This window comes from Paenibacillus wynnii (genome assembly GCF_030812855.1).
Lineage (GTDB): Bacteria > Bacillota > Bacilli > Paenibacillales > Paenibacillaceae > Paenibacillus_AQ > Paenibacillus_AQ wynnii_A.
The window spans coordinates 82,909-108,390 of the sequence record NZ_JAUSTK010000003.1; the positions used below are offsets into that span (position 1 = coordinate 82,909).

Consider the following 25,482-nt stretch of genomic DNA (forward strand, 5'->3'; position numbering starts at 1 on the left):
TATCACTTTGGAATGTTCTTAAGATTTCACATACTTCTGCATCTGCTGAATGGCTGACTTCTCAAGACGTGAGACCTGTGCCTGGGAAATACCGATCTCATCGGCAACCTCCATTTGGGTTTTCCCTTCGAAAAATCGCATGGAGAGAATTCTTTTTTCCCTTTGCCCCAGCTTACGCATAGCTTCCCTCAAAGCAATTTCTTCGATCCAGGAGACATCCTTATTCTTATCATCGCTAATTTGATCCATTACATAGATCGGATCTCCGCCGTCATGATAAATCGGCTCAAATAGGGAAACCGGATCCTGAATCGCATCCAGAGCAAAAACGACATCTTCCTTAGGCACGCCCAGGGCCTCTGATATTTCTAACAATGTCGGTTCCCGTGAATTCTGATTCGTAAGGCTGTCACGCACTTGAAGGGCCTTATAGGCAATATCCCGAAGTGACCTGGAGACTCGAATCGGGTTATTATCACGTAAATAACGGCGAATTTCACCTATGATCATCGGCACTGCATATGTGGAGAATTTAACATTCTGCCCCAGATCAAAATTATCGATGGCTTTCATCAGCCCGATGCAACCTACCTGAAACAAATCGTCTACGAACTCACCGCGATTGTTAAATCGTTGGATTACGCTTAGTACAAGTCTCAGGTTGCCATTAACCAATTTCTCTCGGGCGGATCGTTCGCCCTGCTGCTGCAGTGAAGTGAATAACAACCGCATTTCCACATTCGTCAGAACGGGTAGTTTGGATGTGTCCACACCGCAAATCTCGACTTTATTTCGGGTCATGATGATTTACCTCCCAAGGAGAAACATTACTGTACATTATCTCCCGGGGGGGCCATTTTATTCCTTGCCGATTTCTCTTTACACCATCTTGTTGAACTCCTTGCGCAGCCGCTTGATTATTCTTTTCTCCAGTCTTGAGATGTAGGATTGGGAAATTCCAAGCAGATCTGCTACATCCTTTTGTGTTTTTTCTTCCCCGCCGCGCAGTCCGAAACGAAGCTCCATAATTAATCGTTCCCGTTCGCTCAGCTTTTCCAGCGCCTTTTGCAGCAGTTTTCGATCCACCTGTTCCTCAATATTTCGATAGATCGTATCATTCTCCGTACCCAGTACATCCGAGAGCAATAATTCATTGCCGTCCCAATCAATATTTAGCGGTTCATCAAAAGAAACTTCACTTCGCGTCTTGCTGTTACGCCGCAGGTACATTAAAATCTCGTTCTCGATACAGCGGGAGGCGTAGGTGGCCAGCTTGATTTTTTTCTCAGGATCGAAGGTATTAACAGCCTTTATCAGACCTATAGCTCCTATGGAAACCAGATCCTCAATATTAATTCCCGTATTCTCAAATTTACGGGCAATGTAAACCACAAGCCGCAAATTACGTTCAATCAGCATCGCCCGAACCGCTGCATCACCGCTTGATAGCCGCTGCAGCAGGTACTCCTCTTCTTCACGCGTCAAAGGGGGAGGTAAGGCCTCACTCCCGCCAATATAATAAATTTCCTGGCTTTTCAAACCCAGCAGGAAAAGCATTCGGTAATATTGCAATTGCATTGCAATTTTCCATTTGACCATCATTGTTCCTCCTTCAAGAAGTGCTGGTTCGCTTAAGTTCATGCCGAAGTATATTCTTGCTATATAAGATGAACTTAAGATATTAACTTAAGGCTCAGGCGTCACTACCGTGAAGATTTGGACTTCCGGCCGCTGTTGTAGTAAGACTTTCTTTGATTTAACCCGCTTTTAGCGGTTGAAATCCGGATACAGCTTATGCTTTCGAAGCTAGCTTTCCTACGGAAAGCTTTCGGGCGGTCGCTCTCGCTCCTACAGTTCCAAATTTCCCTTTCGTTCCTTTTCGCTTTTTGTTATTTTCTTTTGTTCAGCTTATATAGATCATGACGTCATCACCGCATCTTTACTCTCCGTTTGGGTTAAATCAGGATGGATTATAGCCCGGTATGCTCCATCTCCTGATAGAGTTCCGCCATCCAGCCCAATTAGCACTCTTTTGCTATAAAAGGTATCTTCACCTAGCTTTATCGTTACAAGGTCGGGCTTCAATGCAAGCATAAATGAAGCTCCGCGGTTAACGCCACGGTAAGGCACAAGCCGTAACCTGTCCTGCCATGCAAAGGACTGCCCGTCCGTTTCTAGCAACAGTCTGTCCGCCCCGTCCTGAGTCAGCCTACCTTTCCAAGTAGCCGGAAGATGTCCATCCCATAGAGAAGCCTCCATTACCATTACAGGTATACGAGTTAAAGGATCATATAGCCGATTCCCAGTATCGAGTAGCCCGGAGCAAACCACACTCACCCCGCCGATTTCTACTTCCACCTCTCCGATGTAAGTCTCAAGCCTCTCCCTCTTTACACGGGAGGAATTCACCATTTTGAAGCAGATCAGAACTAGAGGCAGGATTGCGAGAATAAACCAAAAGCCAATTTTTATCCGGTAAGCATAACCTCCTGCAGCAGTGAACATGATTCCATTCCAAATATCACCCGAGCTTTGCAGCAAATAGTGAATGCCCAGAATCCCGCCTGCTGCTGCAAAGTTAATCATATAAAACGCTCCCATAGTTCGGAGGTAGCTTTGCAAGCTAACAAAGCCGAATGCAATCCATAGCATAAACACCGATAGACCAAATTTGATCACGAAGGTGTAAAGGAAGGACAAATCCGGTACAAACATCATTACTACGTAGAGCGCACCAACCAGAGCCGAAAGGCATAAGCGCCACCAAGGCATCCTAAGCTTTAACATCCAACCGGTAAGCCACAACAGAATTCCGTCGATCAGTAGATTGGCGGCAAATATCAAGTCAATATAAACTACCAGGACATTCACCTGCCTAAAGCGGAAGTGTAACCCGAAGCATAGAGTAAACTTTCTTTTTTGGACGATATGATTAGTATAGAAAGTCTCGTATTCAAAGTCTGTCTAAACCTAGGGGCATTCCAGCGGTTTTTTTGTCGAGTTTTCGGTAGTTTTTTATATTCACAAAAAAAAGCACCGTGATCCCTTAGTAAATACTAAGAAATTCACGGTGCTTTATAGACTAATAGTCTAGCTTAACTATTAATTATTAATCATTATTGCCGCGTGTACGGTTACGCAGGAAGGTCGGGATATCGAGCTGATCAGCACTGGTCTGATTGCCGAATGGACGAAGGTTTGCATTCTTATCGGCAGCGGCAGGCTCATTCGGAGCATTCGCCGGACGACGTACCTGTGCAGCGGACGGAGACGGTTTATGGTCAAAGCCGGTTGCAATAACAGTTACCTTAATTTCATCCTTCATTGATTCCTCGATAATCGCACCAAAGATCATGTTCACGTCAGGGTCGGAAGCAGAGGTAACAATTTCGGCAGCTTCGTTCACTTCGTACAGGGAGAGATTGGAGCCGCCTGTAATATTCATAATAACACCGCGCGCGCCTTCTATGGAGGTTTCCAATAGCGGGCTCATAATTGCTTTACGGGCAGCTTCAGAAGCACGGTTCTCACCGGCTGCAATACCGATTCCCATCAGCGCGGAACCCCGCTCTGTCATGATGGTCTTCACATCCGCAAAGTCAAGGTTGATTAGACCAGGAACTGCAATCAGATCTGAAATACCTTGTACGGCTTGACGCAGTACATTGTCCGCTTCACGGAATGCTTCCAGCATTGGAGTCTTCTTATCTACAATCTCCAGCAAACGGTCGTTGGGGATTACGATTAATGTATCTACTTTCTCTTTCAATGCCTCAATACCCAGTTCAGCCTGGTTGGAACGCTTTCTACCTTCAAAAGTAAACGGACGAGTTACAACACCTACCGTCAGTGCCCCGCATTCTCTAGCAATTTCAGCGATGACCGGTGCTGCACCTGTTCCTGTTCCGCCACCCATACCGGCTGTTACAAAAACCATATCTGCACCTTTAAGGGTATTCGAAATTAAATCACGGGATTCTTCAGCCGCCTTCTTACCAACCTCAGGATTAGCTCCTGCACCCAATCCACGGGTTAGTTTATCCCCTATTTGCAGCTTATGCTCCGATTTGGCCATATGCAGCGCTTGGGCATCTGTATTTACCGTAATGAACTCTACGCCCTGAACGCCGTTCTCAATCATCCGGTTGACGGCATTACTTCCTCCGCCGCCGACGCCGATGACTTTAATTTGCGCCAAGCTCTCCATTTCAAAATCGAATTCTAACATATTATTCCATCTCCCCCTCAATGTGCTTGGATGGCCAGTCCAAGTCTATCTGGACTTTCACTTATATGAAATCACTGAAAATATCCTTTATACGATCTACCAATCCCGGCTTCCGGACAGCTCCCTGACTTGGTGCAGAGTTTTGTTTGCTCCGATTAACCGGCTTCTTATTGCTATTGCCACTGACAACGTTACCTCGTCCACGGAAACTGCGGACCACGTTATGCAGAATGCCGACCCCACCGGTAAAACCAGGGTCCCGGACACCGATATAATCTGGAACAGCAATACGAACGGATGAGGACAGCTCCGACTGAGCAGCCTTTAGTACTCCTGGCATGGAGACAGTACCACCCGTTAATATATACCCTCCGGGAAGGTCCGTGTAACCAAGCCGCTTCACTTCTTGAGAAATCAGATGGAAAATTTCTTGAACACGAGGTTCAATAATTGCCGCCAAATCCTCTTGATTGAACTCCTTCTCGACGTTACTGCCGATTCGAACTACCTTGAAGGTAACGTCAGAAGCCGCATCATCGATCCAGGAACAGCCATACTTCAGCTTAACCTTCTCTGCCTGATCGGTTAATGTCCGAAGTCCGTAAGCAATATCATTGGTAACAAATTCTCCTCCGATCGGAATCGTAGAGGTTGCAGTTAGGGAACCTTCTTGATATACAGCAATCGTTGTTGAACCTGCACCTATATCCACGAGGACAGCGCCCATTGATTTTTCATCTTTGGAAAGCGCCAACCCGCCTGCTCCAAGAGACATCAGTACAAGATCCTTAACCTTTAATCCTGATTTCTCAACACAGCGTAATAGGTTATGTATTGGCGTCTTAGCACCGGTAATGATTGTAGCCTCAACTTCCAGGCGAACACCAATCATGCCCCGCGGGTCTTGAATACCTTCAAGACCATCGACAATATATTGCTTAGCTACAACATCGATAACTTCGCGTTCTGGCGGCAATGCGATCACTTCCGCAGCCTTAATGACGCGCTCGATATCCTCTTGGCCAATTTCACGATCCTCATTCTGAACGGCCACAACACCGTGGCTGGATTGAAGACCGATGTGATTGCCGGAAATGCCCACATAGACCTCGGATATTTGAATACCGACCATCTGCTCTGCATGTTCTACAGCACTCTTGATAGACTGTACAGTTTGATCGATATCTACAATCGCGCCTTTACGTATTCCTTCGGAATTAGCAGATCCAACGCCAATAATATTAAAGGTTCCATTGGTAACTTCCCCAATAATTGCACGAACTTTGGATGTACCGATGTCCAAACTAACAATGATGTCATTGTTGCTCAAGTCCTATGGCACCTCCTGTTTTTATCATAATAAATAGATGATTTCTTTCCCTGAAACGGGAAACGTCTTTGTACATATTCAACATACGGAATGCTTTCCCTCTTTTTTCAACAAATTTTTTAACTGGAAGAATGTTGCTTAATCTTCTAGTGTTAACTGTTTCTCGTTAGTATTTAATAATGAACTAATCGCATGGAAAAAAGGGGTGTGAATTTATTGCCCATAAAACCGATTGTAGCATTTTTTTGCCCGTATTAGTAGGGACTATTTACTCTTGTATGTCTTCAATATCATCATTTTCAGTATAGAATGGAACATATGAATCCGCTTCTAGCATTTTAATTAGGCCTGGCTGCTCCGTCTCGATCACCTGGTTCAAATATTCAATTTTACCTTTAAGCAATGAAATAGCTGTAATGACCTCAAAGTGAGAACGGGTATACATCTTGATTCGATCAGGAAACGAAAGTGTAGGTGAAGGTACAATTTCTGATATATCACTCGTTAACTCGTTGGGAATATTGCCCAGGGCCTGGCACAGCTTCGTCTTATAAGGGTCCGAGGCATTCCAGTTGGTCAATATAGGCTTCTCCACTGTAATACCGGTCTCATTAATAGGCACTGCGGCACCGCTGGACAAAATAGCCTTCAAGCTTCCCTGACGATCCAATTCGTAAGCGACGGCGGGGAATTCTTCTATATGAACCTTTATCAGTCCTGGAAAATCCCTCACCACCGTAGCTGTCTGGATGGTCTTTAATTCCATCATCGACTTTTTTACCGATTCCTTGGAGACCGCAAAAAACTGCCCTCCAACTTTGAGTCCGCTTTGGGTAAGCAGCTCCTTTGACGTAGAGTATTTACTGCCTTCAAAGGTAATCTCCGTAATGCGGCTGACAGACGAGCGGAAAAAGATCACCGCTAACAGCGCAATGAAGAGTAGCAGTAATATAACCGTTAGCTTACGGCTCTTTTTTTTCTTGGGCTTGTCCTCTTTTAGAAGAGGAAGACGCGTATTTGACATTCTCATATCTCCGTAAGAAGGCCCTGTCTCCTCCTTGGATTCAGTAAGAAGACAGGATCATTAATTAGCCAGTAAGAAACGGCTCCACAATACTTATTCGGACAGAATCGGAATAAACTTTAATTTTATATTTTTTCAAAGGGACCCGGTGCAGGTACTTTGCGAGTAATACGGGCGCCCAACTTCTGAAACAGCTTCTCGATACCATCATAACCCCGATCGATATGATGCGCTTGCTCCACTACCGTTGTACCTTGGGCGGCGAGTCCAGCGATGACAAGTGCTGCTCCGGCACGCAAATCCGTAGCCTCTACGGTGGCACCATACAGTCTTTGCACGCCGCGAATAAACGCACGATTCAAATCTATGGAAATATCCGCACCCATACGGGCCATCTCCTCCACATGCTTGAATCGTCCTTCGAATACCGTCTCCTTAATCACACTAAAACCATCGGCAAGCGATAGCAAAACCATAATCTGAGACTGTAAATCGGTAGGAAACGAAGGGTATGGAGAGGTTATAACTCTCTCTACGGCCTTTGGCCGCCCCAGACAGCTGATATTAATTATATCATTGCACACTGTGATTTGAACACCGGCACGCCTCAGCACATGAATCAGTGAAGATAAGTGTCCGGCGTTTGTTCTTGTTAAAGTAACGGAACCTCGGGTAGCTGCCGCCGCAATCATCACAGTGCCGGCCACAATCCGGTCAGGAATAACCTCATAGATACAAGGGTATAGCTTTTCCACCCCTTGAATGGTAATAGTGTCCGTCCCTGCCCCCATGATATGGGCTCCCATTTTGTTCAAAAAATTCTGCAGGTCCTGAATCTCGGGTTCTCTAGCGGCACCAGTTATCGTTGTGGTCCCATCTGCTTTGGCAGCTGCCATCATAATATTCTCTGTCGCGCCTACACTAGGATAGTCTAGATGAATATCATTGCCTGTCAGTCGTTCAGCCCTACAGAATACTCGGCCGTTGCTTTCTACAACCTCTGCACCCAACGCCAGCAAGCCCTGTAGATGAAGATCGATTTTGCGTTCTCCGATCGCACAGCCACCGGGCTGGTAAATCGTTACCTCGCCAAATCTGGATAACAGAGGTCCCATCAAAAAGATAGAAGATCTCATCTGTCGCATTAGATCCTCAGGAACATGGGATGTACTCACGAGCGACGTATCAATCGTCACTGTCTCCTCCTCATGCACCCCTCTGCAGCCCAGTCGTTCCAAGATTTCCAGCATGGTCTGGATATCCAGCAGCTTCGGCACGTTGTGCAGTGAGTGAACTCCTTCGGCCAGCAGGCTTGCCGCTAAAATCGGCAACGCCGCATTTTTTGCTCCATGGATGCGAATGGTGCCTGACAAGGGGTTTCCACCCTCAATCACCAATTTGTCCAATGTATCACCCCCGAGTTTACCGCTCACCCACCACATACACTTACGGTATCAGGAGCAGGGCCGGGGTCCATAAGGAAATGCCGCCTGTTCAGCCCATTCAATACCAGAAGTGCTCTGGGTGATTGTCACGATTATAGGATTATCCTATGTCAAAACCCTCGGGTGTGTGACAGCCATAGCCTATTATGAACTACCCATAAAAGTACCCTCTACATGGGAAGCTACTTTTTATTGCTGATAAGCCTTCGAAGTTCATTCGTAATCACGCCGGCAGAATCCCGCTTCCCGAGCCGAAGTGAGCTTTGAGACATCCTTTGACGCAGGTTTTCATCACCAATAATGCTTTGAATAGCGCCGTGTAAAGCCTTCCCCGATAGATCCTTTTCCAATATAACAACTGCGGCACCCTCGCCTTCCAGCTGTCTCGCATTGGCTTCCTGGTGGTTATTCGTTACGTTAGGGGAAGGAATTAATATGGAAGGTATCCCTAGTGCTGTAATCTCAGCGAGAAATGATGCCCCCGCTCGATTTACGATCAAAGAAGTGCAGGCCAGAACCTCCGGCATATTATGGATATAAGGAAGTACATGCAGCCCATTGGGTAATCCGCCCAATTTTTGACGCAATACCTTACGGGTCTCTTCAAAATACGGCTCTCCAGTAACATATACATAATGAACTCCATTACCCTTACCCACAAAAGGAGCCATTTCAATCATGGCATTATTAATCGCTTTGGCGCCCCGGCTTCCGCCTACTACCAGAACCACGGTGCTGCCTTCAGAGATCCCTAGGGAAGCATAACCCCGTTGAGGGTTGGCTTTGGTGACTGTAGTTGCACGCGGATTCCCCGTGTAGATCACTCGTTTACTTCCCGGGAAGGAGGACTCCGTTCCTGCAAAACTTACAGCTACTGTATCGGCATATCGGCTTAAAAACTTATTAGTCAATCCCGGTATGGCATTCTGTTCATGAATCAAGGTAGGAATTCCCAGCTTGGAAGCCGCATATACAACCGGACCGCATACATAACCCCCGGTTCCAATAACTACATCGGGTTTAAACTCCCTCAGCATTTCTTTTGAGGATTTGACGCCTTTTAGAAAACGAACAATCGTCTTTACATTGTCCAAGGACAATTTACGTCTAAAACCAGTAATGTCGATAGCTTTAAAAGGAATCTTTTCTTGGGGGACCAGCTTACTCTCAAGACCTCTGGTTCCACCGATGTACAAAATTTCTGTATGCTTCTCCTCGGCTTCCAGTTGTCTTGCTACTGCGACCGCAGGATAAATATGTCCCCCCGTGCCTCCGCCGCTTAATACGATACGCATATTTTCACCTCACATAACGGGATAAGTTCAATAAAATTCCAAGTGCAGTTAGCATCAGTGTCAGTGATGAGCCGCCATAGCTAATGAGAGGGAGTGTAATGCCCGTTACAGGCATCATGCCGATAACCACACCGATGTTGATAACAACCTGAACTGCCACCATACAAACGATGCCTACGGCTAAGTAGCTCCCAAAGCGGTCTGGTAGACTCATAGCTACTTTCATTCCGCGCCAGACGATGATTAGAAACAGAGCCAACACCGCCAGCCCCCCGATAAAACCCAGCTCCTCGGCCAGTATCGAAAAAATAAAATCAGTCTGCGGCTCGGGAACATAGCTGTACTTCTGACGGCTCATTCCAAGTCCAAGCCCGCCCAGACCACCTGGACCGATAGCATACAGCGACTGAATAATCTGATAACCTGCACCTAGCGGGTCAGACCATGGATCAAGAAAGGCTGTTATCCGCTGTAGTCGGTAGGGTGCGGTAGCGATCAATACGATAAAGCCGGCAACTCCAGCAACACCCAATGACAGTAAATGCTTGATTTTTGCTCCCGCCGTATAGACCATCATCAAGGCTGCCCCCATCATGACCGTGCCTGTACCCAAATCAGGCTGAAGCATAATCAGACCAAATGCCGAACCGATCAGTGCGAGCGGCGGCAGGAGTCCGCGTGTGAAGGAGGAGATATCATAATCCTCTTGGCCCAACCAATTGGCCAGGAACAGAATCATCCCCATTTTCATGAACTCAGATGGCTGAATCCCGAAGGAACTGATCCCGAGCCAACTGCGGGCACCCCCACGGACCACGCCAATACCCGGAATAAGAACCAGGATCAACAGGATAAAACATAGGATCAGCCCTGTTTTGGCGAAGCCCTTCCACACACGATAATCCGTATTGGTTGTGATAAGCATAGCAACCAATCCGAGCCCAGCGAACAGAAGCTGCCTTTTAACAAAATAAAATGAATCTCCATAATTGCGAAAGCCCAGAACGGATCCGGCGCTGTAAACCATCACCATACCTATAGCCAGCAAAGATAGAATAGGAATCAGCAGCCAAAGATCCGGCGCAGGACGAGATTTATTCATCAGGAGCACACCTCTTGCATCCGTAGTAGGGGCTTATCCGCCCCCCTACTTAAAGGTTATGCACCGCCTCTTTAAAAATACGCCCGCGCTCCTCATAGGATGTAAACATGTCCCAACTGGCACATGCGGGAGACAGGAGAACAACATCTCCTTCTTCCGCTAAAGCGGAAGCCTCCCGAACGGCAGCTTGCAGCACGGCGGCGGCGCTATCCCCATTATCGACGGTTACAATGTGCTTTAATCCTGCCATTTCGGCTACACTTGCCAGCTTGTCCTTTGTTTCTCCCAGAGCCACCAGGGCTTTGACTCTGCCGCTTAGGACAGGCAGCAGCTCCATATAGTCAGAACCACGGTCCAAGCCACCTGCAATTAATACAACTGGCTTACGAAAGGAGGTTAAAGCCATAGTTGTTGCTTTGGAATTCGTCGCCTTAGAATTGTTGTAATAGGTGGCGCCGCCTTTAATCATTACATACTCCAGCCGGTGTTCAACGCCACGAAAGGAGGATAAAACATCAGCAAGCTTATTAGGATCAGCCCCGGCTGCAATAGCAATAGCGCAGGCAGCAAGTGCATTTTCAATATTGAAGCGTCCTGGGAGCCCAATAGAATCCACATCCGCGATTAAGATCTTCTGTCCATCAGCATCCCTATAGATAATTGTACGCTTCAAGTTGTCCTCATGATCCGGTATAAAAGCAGGACTGACATAGACACCTTCGACCAGCTCTTCAGTCATTGAGAAGGGGAGAAGACTCCCTTTTAAATAAGGAACAAGCTCGCGGCAAAAAGGGTCATCCCAGTTTAGGACCGCTGTATCACTCTCTAGTTGATTCGCAAACAGCTTTACCTTAGATTCGATATAATCCTCCATACTGCCATGATAATCTAAATGCGTCTCGGCAATATTCAACAAGCAGCCGACCTTAGGCCGGAAAGTCTCCGTTCCCTTCAGTTGAAAGCTGCTTAGCTCGACTACCATCCAGTTCGCCTCGGTAGCCTCCTGTGCGGCCTGACAAAGCGGTGTTCCTATATTCCCGGCTACAATGGGATTCATTCCCGCAGCATCAAGCATATGACCTACCCAGGTCGTCGTAGTCGTCTTCCCGTTGGAACCGGTAATGCCGATCATTGGGGCTACACAGAGGCGGTAAGCCACCTCTACCTCCGTCACTATTTCAATACCTAGCTGGATGGCTTGTTGAACAGGGGGTACGGAATAAGGGATACCCGGGTTTTTAACAATAAGAGCTACCCCCCCATGAATCAGCCCCTCCGGATGACCCCCGCATATAACAGAAATTCCCAAAGCCTCCAATTCGGATGCTTCGGGACTTTGGTCTCTTTCCTTTTTATCATTGACTGTGACTATCGCACCACGCTCATGCAGCACCTTCGCAACCTGTACGCCGCTCTTGGCAAGTCCGAGAACGACGACCTCCTGGCCGCGATACATATCTGGATGTTTCATTTCACTACAACCCCTTGCTAATATATAGTCCCAAACCGGCCAGCACCAGGCTGACGGCCCAGAAAGAAATAACGACCCGCCATTCGGACCAACCGCTAAGCTCAAAGTGGTGGTGAATCGGGCTCATTTTAAATATGCGCTTGCCACGGGTCTTAAAGGAGACCACCTGCAGAACAACGGACAGCATTTCAACCACAAAGACACCGCCTATGACCAGAAAAAGCAGCTCGCTCTTAGTCACAATAGCAATAGCACCTATGGCACCGCCAATACCGAACGAGCCGGTATCACCCATGAATACCTTGGCAGGATAAGCGTTAAATACGAGAAAACCCAGAACTGCTCCGATCATGGCAGCCGCGCATACTCCCGCTGCTATCGAAGTCGCCTGCATCGCAACTACCGCAAAGGCAGCCAAGGCAATAGCACTCACACCTGACAATAATCCGTCTAGCCCATCAGTAAAATTGACTGCATTCGTTATGGCCATCAACATAATTACGATGAACGGATAATAGAACCATCCTGACCAGTCAAAGCTGAATGAAGTACCCGGGATATTGATCGCTGTATTATGCCCGGCAGAAATCAGAAGTGCACATAGTATAGCTCCTACTAATAATTGACCAAATAATTTCTGGCGAGGCGTAAGGCCAAGCGAGCGTTTGAACACTATTTTGATATAATCATCCAAAAATCCAATTAAACCGTAACCCAACGTAGCTACCAACAGTACATAAAAGTCCGTATTTACGACAGAAAATTTCAAATACGACAATGTGAAAGCCACGATAATCACGATACCGCCCATCGTTGGCGTTCCCGCTTTCTTCAAATGGGTTTGGGGTCCGTCATCGCGTACCTGCTGTCCGAACTTCATTCTGCGGAGCAAAGGAATGAATAGCGGAGCGGCAATGACCGCAAGGATAAAGGACACAGCGATAGTTAACAGCAAAAGTTGATAATCCATGGGTTCACCCCCTCCAATAAATTTGTTGTATTAATCATGAGCAATCAGGCTCTGGAGAACTTCCTCCATACGCATACCTCTGGATGCCTTGAACAGCAAGATATCCTTTGGATTGCTTTTGGTTATAAGAAGATTAGTAAGTTCTGTTTTATCGGTAAAAGAAAAAACCCGCTCACTGCCAAAATTCTTCTCAGCAGCCTGCGCTAAGTGCTCGGACAAACGTCCATAAGTAAAGAGAAGATCTGTTTTTTCAGGATCGAGATAGGAACCGATCTCCGCGTGAAACGTCGTTTCATCAGGACCTAGTTCGAGCATGTCCCCGAGCACTGCAATTTTCAAGCCGCTACCTTTCATCGACTGAAGCACATCAATAGCCGCTTTCATCGATGTAGGACTGGCGTTATAAGCATCGTTCAATAACGTAATCCCAGAGGGGGTTGTTACCACTTCAACACGCATTCCCGTTAGCTTAAGATTACGAAGACCTGCTTCAATATTCTCTTCACTGATTCCAAAATGATGGGCTATAGCCAATGCGGAAAGGCTGTTGATAACGTTATGCCTACCGGGAAGAGGCAAGGTAAATGCACGGTCACCATAACAATGTGTAGTAAATGTCATGCCGCCGGTATGAGTCATAATTCCCGTCGGATAATCATCATTATCCGTATGAAGACCGAAGCGGAAGGTCTTCATCTCATCGGGGGCAGATATGCTTCCCTCAGTTAATACCTCAGCAAGCAGCGGTTCATCGCCATTATACACTAGCAGTCCACCTGCCTTTAGTCCTCCGGTGATTTCCAACTTCGCACGGGCAATCTCCTTACGAGAACCAAGCTGCAGCAAATGTGATTCTCCAACGTTGGTAATGATTGCGATATCCGGTCTTCCCAACGCTGTGAGTAAAGCAATTTCACCACGGGAGCTCATCCCCATCTCAAGAACTGCAATTTCAGTGTCCTCACTCATCGATAAGAGGGTCAGGGGCAGTCCGATATGATTATTGAAATTCCCTTGTGTCTTGTGAACCTTGAACTGAGTCTCCAGCAGTGAGGTAACGATATCCTTCGTCGTGGTCTTGCCGTTACTTCCTGTAATGGCAACCACTTGAGGCCCAATTTGATTCAAATAGGCTGAAGACAGCAATTGCAATGCTCGAAGAGTATCTTCTACTGCAATCACTGCCCCCTCAGGAGCAGGCCCCTTATCGCGTTGCCATAATAGACCCGCGGCTCCTGCCGCAAGTGCAGCGGCTCCGAATTGATGACCCTCGAAGTTTTCACCTGATAGGGGAATAAAGAGGCAGTCCGGTGTGATTTTGCGGGAGTCGGTAACAACCCCATTTATCTGTATATCTACGGCTTCAGGAGCAAGCAATTCTCCCTCGCACATCATTGCGATATGATCCAGCGTTCTTATAATCAATAGTTTCGACCCCTTATAACTTCTTTGGCGACGACACGGTCATCGAAATCATGAACGACTCCGCCAATTAATTGGTAGGTCTCATGACCTTTCCCCGCAATCAATACTACATCGCCGGGGCTTGACATTTCAATAGCTTTTCTAATCGCTTCACGGCGGTCAGCAATCAATTCATATCTGTCCGATGATATACCGTCCTCCGTTAAACCTGCTTCAATATCTTTCAAAATCAACTGAGGGTCCTCTGTGCGCGGATTATCGGAAGTCACAAGTACATGATCGCTGTATTTAGCAGCTATTTTGCCCATAAGAGGCCGTTTGGTACGATCTCTATCACCACCGCAGCCAAATACGGTTAATACTTTTCCCGTAGCAAACTCTTGTACCGTACGCAATACATTCTCCAAACCATCCGGAGTATGGGCATAATCCACAATTACCGCGAAATCTTGGCCGGCATCCACAGACTCTACTCGCCCGTTCACTCCTTCTACAGCCTCAAGGCTGGTTTTGATGTCTGTCAAAGGAATATCCTCAAGAAGCGCTGCCGTGATAGCTGCTAACGCATTATAGACATTAAATTTCCCAACCATGCGCAATGAAATGTCAGTCTCACCTTTAAACGTATCTACATGGAAAAAAGTTCCTTTTGCCGTAATCGATATTTGAGAAGCTCGTACGTTAGCCTCGCTATCAATGCCGTATGTAATTACCTCTGCAGCAGTCAAAGCGGCAAAAAAGGTACTCGCAGCATCGTCTGCGTTCAGTACAGCATATTTACGTTCTTCCTTCCACGGAGAGATAACATTTCCAAGCCTAGAAAAGAATAACCCTTTTACAGAGCGATACTCCTCCATTGTATGATGATAATCCAAATGATCCTGAGTCAAATTGGTGAACACAGCTGTACGGAAATCGGTACCCTTTACCCGACCTTGCTCCAATGCATGAGATGAAACTTCCATAATGCAGCACTGAACACCTTTGGATGCCATATCCTGCAGGGAACGCTGCAATTCCAAGGATTCAGGAGTAGTACCAGACATCGGATAGCTCTGACCGTCATAACGCATTTGGATCGTTCCGATCAGTCCAGTCTTCATGTTCTGATCTTGCATGATCCGCTCAATCAGATACGTGGTTGTTGTCTTGCCGTTTGTACCTGTAACACCAATCATTCTCATTCTGCTGCTAGGTGATCCAAAAAATGCATTCGACATTACGGACATCGCAAACCGGCTGTCATCTACAATAATTTGCGGCAAGGCAATATCGAGCTCTCGCTCACAGACAATGGCAACGGCTCCCTTTACCGCGGCCTGAGGTGCATATTCGTGTCCGTCAACGGTGTGACCGGGCAGACAAATGAAGAGATCACCAGACTTTACAAGCCGTGAATCCGTCTGGATATCCGAAATCTCAATATCGCCATCTCCATAAAGACGTGAAGCTGCAAGACAAGAAGACAATTCGTTAACTTTCATTTCAATCCCTCACTCTACATTTTCGGTTAGGTAATCCTATATTTTATAAATTATTCACTGGGTGAGCCCATATAGATTCTTATAGTGGATCCTTGTTCAACTCTCGTTCCTGCCTTAGGAGCCTGATTAATGACCACGCTGCCGGATCCGGAACGCGCCAGTGAAAAGTTCATATTCAAATCTTCGTAAATATCCTGCACCGAGGCTCCGGTAAGATCAGGAACGGTAACGATCGGCACTTCGCCTAGTTTATAAGTTTTGGGAAGCTGATCACTACGCTCCGGCACCTTCATATAGTGCAGAGAATCTTCCAGGATATTCTGGACAATCGGAGCTGCCACAACTCCGCCGAATTGAATTCCTTTTGGATTATCAACCGCAGTGTATACAACAATTTGCGGATCATCGGCAGGAGCAAATCCGATAAAAGAAACGATATGTTCAGTAGAAGAGTAGTGACCGTTAATCACCTTCTGTGCGGTCCCAGTCTTGCCGCCCACGCGATAGCCATCTATAAAGGCCGGTCTACCAGTGCCCTTGGCAACAACACTTTCGAGCGCTTCTCTGACCTTCTTAGAAGTCTCCGCTGAAATAACCTGCTTGACTAGCTCCGGGCTCACCACAGATACCGTTTTCCCGGTCTCCGGATTGATCCAGGCCTTAGCTACGTGTGGTTTATACAGGTTACCTCCATTGATTGCAGCCGAAACCGCTGCTATCTGCTGAATCGGTGTGACTGAAACGCCTTGGCCGAAGGCTGTGGTGGCAAGCTCTACCGGACCAACCTGAGCCGGTTTGAACAAAATCCCATTGGATTCACCATTCAGGTCTATGCCCGTCTTGGTTCCAAAACCAAAATCACGAATATATTGGAACAGTGTTTCTTTGCCTACACGTTGTCCCAAGGCTACAAATCCGGGATTACAAGAATTCTCAACCACCTGCATGAAGGTTTCACTTCCATGCCCCCCCTTTTTCCAGCAGCGCAGCCTTGCGCCTCCGACCTCAATAAAACCGGGATCATAGAAATGGTCATTCTGCAGATCCACCTTTCCCTCCTGCAGTGCAGCAGCCAAAGTGATAATTTTGAATGTTGAACCCGGTTCATAAGTCATCCAGATCGGTAAATTTCGATTATAGGTTTCTGAATCGTATTCCTTATACTTTCCCGGCTCATATCCGGGTCGGCTGGCCATGGCTAGAATCTCGCCATTTTTGGGGTTCATAGCAATTGCCCAGCTTCCCTGGGCCTGATATTTGACCATAGCTTGATCAAGCTCGCGTTCCATGATCGACTGAATTTGCTTATCAATGGTCAACTGCAAGCTTAACCCTTCCTGGGGTGCAGAATACTTCTCGGATGAGCCCGGCATTAATCGACCTCCGGCATCAGACAAATAGGAAATATTCCCTTCTATTCCCTGAAGCAGTTTGTCATATACCTGTTCAACCCCTGTAATCCCTTGATTATCGATGCCAGTAAAACCAAGGATATGTGCTGCAAGATCACCATAAGGGTAGTAACGCTTATTGTCCTCAGCGACAACGATGCCCGGCAGCTGCAAATCACGAATTTTGCCGGCAAGCTCCATCGTAATTTTGCGTCCGCCGGGCTGCAGCTTTACCGTTGATTCCCGTTTGGACAGCAAGGCTGTAAGCTTATCCTCTGTCATTCCTAGCAAAGGAGCTAATTGCTGTGCTGTTTTTTTCTTTTCCTTCACCTGAACCGGAATTGCTATGATCGTAGGCGAGCTGATGTTGTAGGAGAGAGCAATACCCTCCCGGTCCAGAATCTCACCCCGTTTGGCGGTAAACGGAATATTACGACGCCAGGAATCCTCTGCCTTGGCAGAGAGCTCGTTACCTTCAGACAGTTGAACATAAGCAAGACGCACAACCAGCGCTACGAACAATACCGCTAGGCTAAGCAGAGTATATAGCATCCGCCGCCTAGTCACGACCTTCGAAACCTTCATTCCGTCATCCCCCGCTTTCACCACAATAGACATGATCTCTTACCTCATGACTATTCGGGACAAACAAGGGTTAGAACAAGCCTAGGTGCCTCCCTCGGCCTCCAGATCATCAGTTGCCGAATCAGCAATTGGTATATCCTCTCCGTACTCATTCAGCGGCTTCAGCTTCAACGATACTCGGGTTTTGCCATCCTTAGTTACTACATTCTGCTCGGATACATACCCCTCGCCCTCTACTCCGATACCAACCTTTAAGAGCGTTAATACTTCCAGCGCATCACGCAAGGATTCTCCGCGTAAATCCGGAACGGATTTCCCATCAGCCAGCTGGCTCAGGAGATAAATGCGTTGACCCGAGTTCAGCATGGTTCCTGCTTTGGGATACTGGCTAACCACAGAAGCACCGTTACCGACAACCTCAAAGTCAAAACCTTGATCCAACAACAGCTCCCTGGCTTCCTTCGTCGTTTTGCCCGTCAGTTCAGGTGTGCTGCGTAACGCCGGTGCTGTGGTTTCCGTAACAGGCTTAGTAGCGTTGTCTGGTTGAATGGCCAATTTGGGGACACCCATGTATTGCAAGGTTTGAGATACGATTTCTTTAAAAACAGGAGCTGCAGCCGTACCCCCGCCAACTTCTTCCTGCGGCTCATCGATAATAACAATGACAGCTATCTTTGGATTATCCACAGGGGCGAATCCGATAAAAGAGACCAGCACCTTGGAGTCCACATAACTTTTGCCTTCGACCTTGATCGCTGTTCCTGTTTTACCGGCTACACGATACCCCTCAATATAAGCGTGACGTCCCGTTCCTATAACCTGGTCCGCTACAACCTGCTCCAGATATTCACCCGTTTTCTTGGCGGTTTCTTCAGAGATAACCTGTCTAACAACCTCTGGTTTCGTTACCGTTTTCTCACCTGTATTCGGGTTCGTGATTTCTTTGAGAACATACGGGGTCATTAGCTTACCGCCGTTAGCGATTGCTGCAACAGCCACCAGTTGTTGCAGTGGAGTTACAACCACCTTACCGTGCCCATAGGCCAGCGTTGCGTACTCCGACTCGTATTTCGGGGTAATAAACCCTTTGCTTTCGCCGGGCATATCAATACCCGTCTTCTGCCCAAATCCAAAATCAGTGATATATTGAACCAGCTTTTCCTTGCCCAGCATCTCGTATCCGAGCTTTACAAAAGCCACGTTACTTGAACGCTTAACCCCTTCCAGAAAGCTAATCTCACCCCATCCGGCCTTTTTGATATCATGCAGCGGAGCTTTCACACCTTTAATCTTGATGGAGCCCGATTTAAACTTGGCATCTGGATTGAATAGCTTTTCCTCTACTGTACCTGCGAGAGTCACTATTTTAAAAGTGGAGCCAGGCTCATAGGTAGACTTGATAGCGTGATTGTAGAATCCGGCTTGATCCTCATCCCAGTATTCATTAGGATTAAAGGTCGGCATGTTGGCCATTCCGAGGATTTCCATCGTGTTCGGATCTGCTGCAATAACCGTCATACTGGTGGGTTTATACTGTTCAACGGCCTTCTTCATAGCCTTTTCAATATAATATTGAATCGTACTATCAATCGTCAGCTTTAGATTATCGCCGTTAACAACAGGTTTATAGGTTTCCTCAGCATTGGGCAGCTTGTACCCTTTACCATCAGACTGATAGTTGAGAAGGCCATTAGTTCCTTTAAGCCGGTCATCATAAAAAGCTTCGAGACCCGCCATTGCATTGCCATCCCGGTCAGTATAACCCAGAATATGCGCAGCAAGAGTATCCTTGGGATAATAACGCTTCTGCTCTCTAACAAGTCCGATTCCCGTTTCCTGGATATCATGTTTATCTTCAAGCTCATCTCTAAAAGCCAGAACCTTGTCAGCAAGATCCTGATCAATCTTCCAGCCTTCATTCCGAATCTCGCGATTCTTGAGGTATTTTCCTTTGTCGTCTTTCGCCTCTACTAATTTTTGCAGCTCACCTACCGGCTTGCCTAGGAGTTCATGAAGTTTGGTGACGACCTCGTCCACAAGTCCATTCTGATGAATCACTTCCGGTGAGACTACAACGGTATATGCTGGAACGTCACTGGCTAATATACTGCCGTTTCGATCTGAGATCACTCCGCGTACCGCTTTGATAGTAGAAGTATGCGCCCTTTGTGTAGCGGCCTCTTTCTGCCAAAAGTCACCCTCTAAGATCTGGATGAAAAATACTCTCCCTAATAAAACAAGAAAAAAAAGGGTAATACAACCCCCTATAAAAAGCGTGCGAAGTTTTATTCTCTTTACCATAGCAACCTCACAACCTCTACTTTTTTCGAAAAAAAGACATTACTAATTATCGTCCCCACTCGGATATGGGTCCGCTTTAGGCACATAAATATCTTCACTCGGCTCACCGAAGCCCCAACTTTTCGCTTTTTCCGGGACCAGTTGTTCAAGCTTCTGCTTCTCCATCTGATAAACAGCAATCTGCTTGTTCGATTTGGATATGACTTCATCTAATTGCTGCGCCTGCTTGTTCAAATCGTAAATGTGGAGATACCTCCAAATCAGCGTTCCCGCCACTAGAACAAATATGGTGAGAGTCAGCATATACAGCAGCTTCTCTCGCAGTGGGAGTACCATGCGTCTAGTAACTACTTTCGTCTTTTGGCGGTAAAGTGAGTCTACCTCTTCTTTTCTCTTGGGTTGAATTGCCAAATTTCCGCGGGTATAAGCCATTTCCGACTCTCCTTTATTGTCATTTACAATTTTTCTGCGATGCGCAGCTTCGCTGACCGGGCGCGTGAATTAAGTTCAAGCTCCTCGTCACTAGGCATTAGCGGTTTACGGTTAATTAATTTAACTGTGCCTTCACCGCCGCATACGCAAAACGGAAAGTCAGGCGGACATGTGCATTTTTTTAGGTAGCTGCTAAGGATCTGCTTACATATCCGGTCTTCCAAAGAATGGAACGTTATAACCGATACTCTTCCTTCGGGTGCCAGACATCGTACAGCAGCATGTAATCCTTCTTCAAAAGCTCCAAGTTCATCATTCACAGCAATGCGTAAGCCCTGAAAGCTGCGTTTGGCAGGATGTCCACCTGTTCTTCGCGTAGCTGCGGGAATAGCTTCCTTAATGATTTCAGCCAGCTCTCCAGTAGTTTCAATAGGACTAACAGATCTTTTGTCCATAATCCGTTTGGCGATCCGCCGCGAGAATTTTTCTTCGCCGTATTGGAAAAGTACTCGGGCAATTTCCTGTTCAGACCATGTATTGACAATATCAGCAGCCGTTAAAAGCGCCGTCTGATCCATCCGCATATCCAGCGGCGCATCGTGATTGTAGCTGAACCCGCGATCCCCCTGATCGAATTGAGGTGACGATACCCCGAGATCGAACAGGATTCCATCCACTTGAGGGACACCATCTAGCTTCGGAACAAAAGATAATCCCTTAAGCACACTTTCCAGATCACGAAAATTCGTTCTGACTAAAACAATTTTTTCTCCAAACGGAGCCAATTTTTCTTTTGCATTATCCAAAGCCCAATCATCCTGGTCTAGACAGATAAGTCTTCCTTTATCGCTAAGCTTGGAGGCAATTAACGAACTATGCCCTGCTCCGCCTAATGTACAGTCGACGTAAATGCCATCTTCCTTGATGTGTAGCCCTTCTGTCGCTTCTTCCATAAGTACCGTGATGTGGTGAAACAAGCCGCAGCCCTCCAGACAAGTATTCGGTATGTGTATTGTTATAAATCAAAATTGAAATCAACCAATTTCTCGGCAATCTCGTTGAAGGATTCTTCTGACTGACCGAAATACTGCTCCCATAGCTCCTTGTTCCAGATCTCCACCCGGTTAGATACGCCTAGAATGACACAGTCTTTGTCCAGCTTCGCATATTGTCGTAAATTACCCGGCAGGTTTACCCTGCCCTGCTTATCCCAAACGCATTCGGTCGCTCCCGAGAAAAAAAAGCGGCTGAACGCACGGGCGTCAGATTTCATCAGTGAAAGGCTTTTAAGCTTTTGCTCCATGATTCCCCATTCATCCATAGGATAAACAAAAATACAGGAATCCAGGCCGCGGGTCGCAACAAAGGAGGTTCCAAGTAAATCACGGAATTTAGCCGGTATAATAATACGGCCTTTGTCGTCAATGCTATGCTGAAACTCCCCCATAAACATCGGCTTCCCACTCCTAACCACAAATTACCCACTTTGCCCCACTTTTCACCACTTAAGCATAATAGATTCGCCATTAAAAATCAAAAACCTTTTTCCTAAGGAAGGAAAAATTAACCTTTTGACAAATAGAAGGCAAAAAGCCGCTAGCCCGGAGAAAAATATCCGGCTAGACGGCTTTTTAACGTTTGGAGATGATTAAACCTAATTATGCGTTTAAATCCCAACTGTCCAAATAAGCTACTTGCTCTGGAGTTAAGGTATCAATAGCAAGTCCAATACTCTCTAGATTATAGCGCGCTACCTGCTCATCCAGTTCATAAGGGACATTCTCAACTTTAACGCCGATGCTCTTATAATTGTCATTCACATATTTTAAAGATAAAGCTTGAAGAGCAAAGGTCATATCCATGATTTCAGCCGGATGTCCGTCTGCTGCACCCAAGTTTACAAGTCTGCCTTCCGCCAGCAGGTATAGCTTACGACCATCTTTAAGTTGGTACTCCTCAATGTTTTTGCGGACAGTTCGCTGAGATACCGATCTCTCGGATAGCTCCGGCTTGTTCACCTCTACGTCAAAATGACCCGCGTTGCAAAGAATCGCGCCGTCCTTCATCACATCGAAATGCTCACCGCGAATAACGTAACGATTACCCGTAACCGTGATGAAGAAATCTCCCAGCTTGGCGGCTTCCAGAATCGGCATCACATGAAAACCGTCCATGTGCGCTTCCACAGCCTTGATCGCATCCACTTCGGTAACAATGACGTTGGCTCCCAGTCCTTTTGCCCGCATAGCCACACCCTTGCCACACCAGCCGTAACCTACCACAACTACCGTTTTTCCAGCTACCATCAGATTCGTTGTGCGGATAATACCATCCCATGCAGATTGACCTGTTCCATAACGATTGTCGAACAAGTGCTTGCAATACGCATCATTCACAGCAACCATAGGGAATTTCAGAATTCCTTGCTTTTCCAAAGCCTTAAGTCGAATAATTCCGGTAGTTGTCTCTTCAGCACCCCCGCGAATATTCACCATAAGATCCGGACGCTCAGAATGCAGTAAGGTAGCAAAATCACCGCCGTCGTCGATAATCAAATCCGGTTTACTTTCCAGGGCCTTGATATTGAGCGCTTTGAACTCTTCCGGCGAAGGATTGTATTTCGCGAATACGGTAATTCCGTCCTCCACCAACGCTGCACATACATCATCTTGCGTAGAGAGCGGGTTGGAACCTGTAATAGTGACTTCCGCACCACCGGCTTGTACAACCTTTGCCAGATAAGCAGTTTTAGCTTCCAAATGGAGGGTAATTGATACCTTCAAACCTTTGAACGGCTGCTCCGCTTCGAACTGCTCACGGATCCGGTTAAGTACAGGCATATGCTGTTTAACCCAATCAATCTTCAAATGACCTTCAGGGGCTAACGCCATATCGGTAACGATGCTGTTTTGCTTGGATAATGAACTCATTATGGAACCTCCTAATTTTTCACTACTATAAAATAACTCGTACAAACCGTCCCGCTTAACAACTTGTTGAGAACTATTGAGGATTTAAGACGAAACGTGAAGCTATGCGGACACAGCAGACCTTATTTACTCTAAATCCGCCCAAATTGTCATTTTGCGGACAAAGAATCCCTTATTGAGCAAGATTCGGCCTATTTAAACACCTAATCTGCCCAATAGAGGAATCTGAGTCCGCATAGTTGGCACGCAACCTCTTACTTGAAAAGGAATAGCGTAGTCACTGTAAATTCTTCCAATTTCCTTGTTTTACATATATATAATACGATGCGTACCGCTGAAGTCCGGAGGAAGGTCCGCCAGTTCATCTAACCAAGCCGGTCCGTAGCGGTTTAAGTAATACATTACATTGTATACTCTCTCCTGAAGTTTACCCAACGGCAGAAGGGACAACTCAATGCGCTCCCATTGCCGAAGCGCTGCTTCATTTTGTTTTTCCATCGCATCCCGCGCTTTAGCTTGCAAAAAGGAGATTTGATCTACTATTTTATCTTTATTGCTGCTGCCCAGCTTGAGCAGTCCCGCCTGAATCGTTCCCAGCTGTTCTATCAAAGGATCATACAAAGCTGTAAATGCAGCCTTAGCTTCTTCAAAACGTCTTTCGATCTCCAGCTCATCTTGCGCATTCAGCCATTGCTGCTTCTTATCACGCAATCCACCCAGTACATCGACAAAAGAAAGTCCGTATTTATCCATGTGTTTGTGCAAAGTACCTTCTACAACTGTAAAAGACATCCGTGGAAGCAGCAGTGGCATCTGTCCGCCGAGCGTTTCGAAGGCTTGCTTGGTTATTGCCCAATAGGACATTTCACCTTGTCCAAGTACGGTTGTTAACACTGGTAAAATATAATCCTGCATTAGCGGCCGGGTTAGCACATTATTACTAAACCGCTCTGGGTGAGCCTCAAGAACCGCCAGCAATTCTTCCTGTGAAAAGGAAACTTGGTTCTTACGGTCGGTATATACTCCGTCTTTCTTAAGCAACAGCAGACGCGCACCCTCGTGGATATAGAACAAATTTGCAGCACCTTTGGTTACGTCAGCCTGCAGCTCGTAACCACTGGAAGTAATATCTGCCGCTGAATGAAGATAAGCTTGTTCCAATTGGTCATTCTCCATGATTAGTGCTTGAAAGAAAGGTTGTTCCAACTTACGCAGTTCAGTGTCTGCAGAGTCAAGTAATATTAGACCGAACTTGCCAAACAAGGAGCCCATAAGACTGGCAAAGGCATCTGTCATACTGACAGCCCCTGCTGAAGAGTCCCGAACAAACTCCATAATTTGCGCTTTAAATTCACTATCCTGAAGCATGGCATCCAATTTATCTACAACTTGTGTCCAGTTTTCCTGATGTACATCTATAGCACTAACGGATGAACGAGGACCTTCCGGGTCTTCCATTCTAATCTTAGAAATTTCTGTCGTACGATTCAGTACATAGGTATGATCAACTTCATCCCAGTCATGATCTTCGCCAGCAATCCAAAAAATTGGAACTACCGGTCGGCCAAGGTTTTCCCTGGCTTCTTTTGCAGCTAGTATAGTAGTAATCGCCTTGTAAACCACTAGAAGTGGGCCCGTGAACAGACCGCTTTGCTGTCCTCCAGTCACAACTAACGTTCCCGGCTGCTTGAGCAATGCTATAGATGCAGCTACCGCTGCATGAGGATTGTGCTTGGTATTATAGGCAAGCAAAGTCTCTGCAACCTTAATTCGGTCCGCACGGGAATTCTCCGTACAATCCAGCCATTCCATCCGGTGACGTCTGCTCTCTACATTACGGAAGTCCCCTCCATAGAGATGATCTACTGATTCGTAAGACTGTATATAGTCACGGGCAAGCGTACGCCCTCCCGGGAGTGGCACAGGAATAACATTCATTGCATTTGCCTCCTATTCTTTCAAACCAGTTGTATGTATTAACCTATCGGTTAAACCCTATATGATTGTATACAATGTAGAAGGCGGCGTCAAAGATATGACGTCTAAAAAAACAAGAAAGAGGATTATTT

Annotated in this window: 20 protein-coding genes; all 20 read right to left on the reverse strand. The window is 46.6% G+C overall.

Features of this window, described 5'->3' with window-relative positions; translation table 11 throughout:
• Positions 1 to 18 precede the first annotated feature (18 nt).
• The gene (gene sigG, locus J2T20_RS04385; RefSeq protein ID WP_307585955.1) at positions 19 to 801 is read right to left on the reverse strand and encodes an RNA polymerase sporulation sigma factor SigG; all 783 of its coding nucleotides are present in this window, start codon (positions 799 to 801) and stop codon (positions 19 to 21) included.
• Positions 802 to 879: 78 nt separating this feature from the next.
• Entirely contained in the window at positions 880 to 1,602 is a 723-nt protein-coding gene (gene sigE, locus J2T20_RS04390) for an RNA polymerase sporulation sigma factor SigE (protein ID WP_307585956.1), read from the reverse strand.
• 315 nt (positions 1,603 to 1,917) lie between these two features.
• Positions 1,918 to 2,862 carry a sigma-E processing peptidase SpoIIGA gene (gene spoIIGA, locus J2T20_RS04395; protein ID WP_307586266.1) on the reverse strand — a complete coding sequence of 315 codons (945 nt, stop codon included), beginning with the start codon at positions 2,860 to 2,862 and terminating at the stop codon, positions 1,918 to 1,920.
• 247 nt (positions 2,863 to 3,109) lie between these two features.
• Positions 3,110 to 4,228: a cell division protein FtsZ gene (ftsZ, locus tag J2T20_RS04400; RefSeq protein ID WP_307585958.1), complete on the reverse strand. Its 1,119-nt coding sequence runs from the start codon at positions 4,226 to 4,228 to the stop codon at positions 3,110 to 3,112.
• 61 nt (positions 4,229 to 4,289) lie between these two features.
• Positions 4,290 to 5,558 (reverse strand): cell division protein FtsA, encoded by a 1,269-nt coding sequence (gene ftsA, locus J2T20_RS04405; protein ID WP_307585960.1) that lies wholly within the window; start codon positions 5,556 to 5,558, stop codon positions 4,290 to 4,292.
• Between the two features lie 268 nt (positions 5,559 to 5,826).
• The gene (locus J2T20_RS04410; protein ID WP_307585962.1) at positions 5,827 to 6,582 is read right to left on the reverse strand and encodes a cell division protein FtsQ/DivIB; all 756 of its coding nucleotides are present in this window, start codon (positions 6,580 to 6,582) and stop codon (positions 5,827 to 5,829) included.
• A gap of 125 nt (positions 6,583 to 6,707) precedes the next feature.
• Positions 6,708 to 7,988 (reverse strand): UDP-N-acetylglucosamine 1-carboxyvinyltransferase, encoded by a 1,281-nt coding sequence (murA, locus tag J2T20_RS04415; RefSeq protein WP_307585964.1) that lies wholly within the window; start codon positions 7,986 to 7,988, stop codon positions 6,708 to 6,710.
• Between the two features lie 221 nt (positions 7,989 to 8,209).
• On the reverse strand, positions 8,210 to 9,322 hold the full coding sequence (gene murG, locus J2T20_RS04420) for an undecaprenyldiphospho-muramoylpentapeptide beta-N-acetylglucosaminyltransferase (protein ID WP_307585966.1): 1,113 nt from the start codon (positions 9,320 to 9,322) through the stop codon (positions 8,210 to 8,212).
• Between the two features lie 4 nt (positions 9,323 to 9,326).
• Positions 9,327 to 10,424, reverse strand: coding sequence for a stage V sporulation protein E (spoVE, locus tag J2T20_RS04425; protein WP_307585967.1), 1,098 nt, complete (start codon positions 10,422 to 10,424; stop codon positions 9,327 to 9,329).
• Positions 10,425 to 10,473: 49 nt separating this feature from the next.
• Positions 10,474 to 11,895: a UDP-N-acetylmuramoyl-L-alanine--D-glutamate ligase gene (gene murD, locus J2T20_RS04430; protein WP_307585968.1), complete on the reverse strand. Its 1,422-nt coding sequence runs from the start codon at positions 11,893 to 11,895 to the stop codon at positions 10,474 to 10,476.
• Between the two features lie 4 nt (positions 11,896 to 11,899).
• Positions 11,900 to 12,865, reverse strand: a complete 966-nt coding sequence (mraY, locus tag J2T20_RS04435) for a phospho-N-acetylmuramoyl-pentapeptide-transferase (protein ID WP_307585969.1) — start codon at positions 12,863 to 12,865, stop codon at positions 11,900 to 11,902.
• A 30-nt stretch (positions 12,866 to 12,895) separates the two neighbouring features.
• Positions 12,896 to 14,290 (reverse strand): UDP-N-acetylmuramoyl-tripeptide--D-alanyl-D-alanine ligase, encoded by a 1,395-nt coding sequence (locus J2T20_RS04440; protein ID WP_307585970.1) that lies wholly within the window; start codon positions 14,288 to 14,290, stop codon positions 12,896 to 12,898.
• Positions 14,287 to 15,774 (reverse strand): UDP-N-acetylmuramoyl-L-alanyl-D-glutamate--2,6-diaminopimelate ligase, encoded by a 1,488-nt coding sequence (locus J2T20_RS04445; protein ID WP_307585973.1) that lies wholly within the window; start codon positions 15,772 to 15,774, stop codon positions 14,287 to 14,289. The genes J2T20_RS04440 and J2T20_RS04445 overlap by 4 nt, the downstream gene beginning before the upstream one ends.
• Positions 15,775 to 15,824: 50 nt before the next feature.
• Complete coding sequence (locus tag J2T20_RS04450) at positions 15,825 to 17,750, reverse strand: stage V sporulation protein D (protein WP_307586268.1); 1,926 nt, start codon at positions 17,748 to 17,750, stop codon at positions 15,825 to 15,827.
• A gap of 81 nt (positions 17,751 to 17,831) precedes the next feature.
• Entirely contained in the window at positions 17,832 to 20,051 is a 2,220-nt protein-coding gene (locus J2T20_RS04455) for a penicillin-binding transpeptidase domain-containing protein (RefSeq protein ID WP_307585975.1), read from the reverse strand.
• A 42-nt stretch (positions 20,052 to 20,093) separates the two neighbouring features.
• Complete coding sequence (locus J2T20_RS04460; RefSeq protein ID WP_307585977.1) at positions 20,094 to 20,483, reverse strand: hypothetical protein; 390 nt, start codon at positions 20,481 to 20,483, stop codon at positions 20,094 to 20,096.
• A gap of 23 nt (positions 20,484 to 20,506) precedes the next feature.
• Positions 20,507 to 21,460: a 16S rRNA (cytosine(1402)-N(4))-methyltransferase RsmH gene (rsmH, locus tag J2T20_RS04465; protein WP_307585979.1), complete on the reverse strand. Its 954-nt coding sequence runs from the start codon at positions 21,458 to 21,460 to the stop codon at positions 20,507 to 20,509.
• 38 nt (positions 21,461 to 21,498) lie between these two features.
• Positions 21,499 to 21,936: a division/cell wall cluster transcriptional repressor MraZ gene (gene mraZ / locus J2T20_RS04470; RefSeq protein ID WP_307585980.1), complete on the reverse strand. Its 438-nt coding sequence runs from the start codon at positions 21,934 to 21,936 to the stop codon at positions 21,499 to 21,501.
• A gap of 205 nt (positions 21,937 to 22,141) precedes the next feature.
• Complete coding sequence (locus tag J2T20_RS04475; protein ID WP_307585982.1) at positions 22,142 to 23,413, reverse strand: adenosylhomocysteinase; 1,272 nt, start codon at positions 23,411 to 23,413, stop codon at positions 22,142 to 22,144.
• 306 nt (positions 23,414 to 23,719) lie between these two features.
• Positions 23,720 to 25,351, reverse strand: a complete 1,632-nt coding sequence (gene bshC, locus J2T20_RS04480; RefSeq protein WP_307585985.1) for a bacillithiol biosynthesis cysteine-adding enzyme BshC — start codon at positions 25,349 to 25,351, stop codon at positions 23,720 to 23,722.
• Between the last annotated feature and the right edge of the window lie 131 nt (positions 25,352 to 25,482).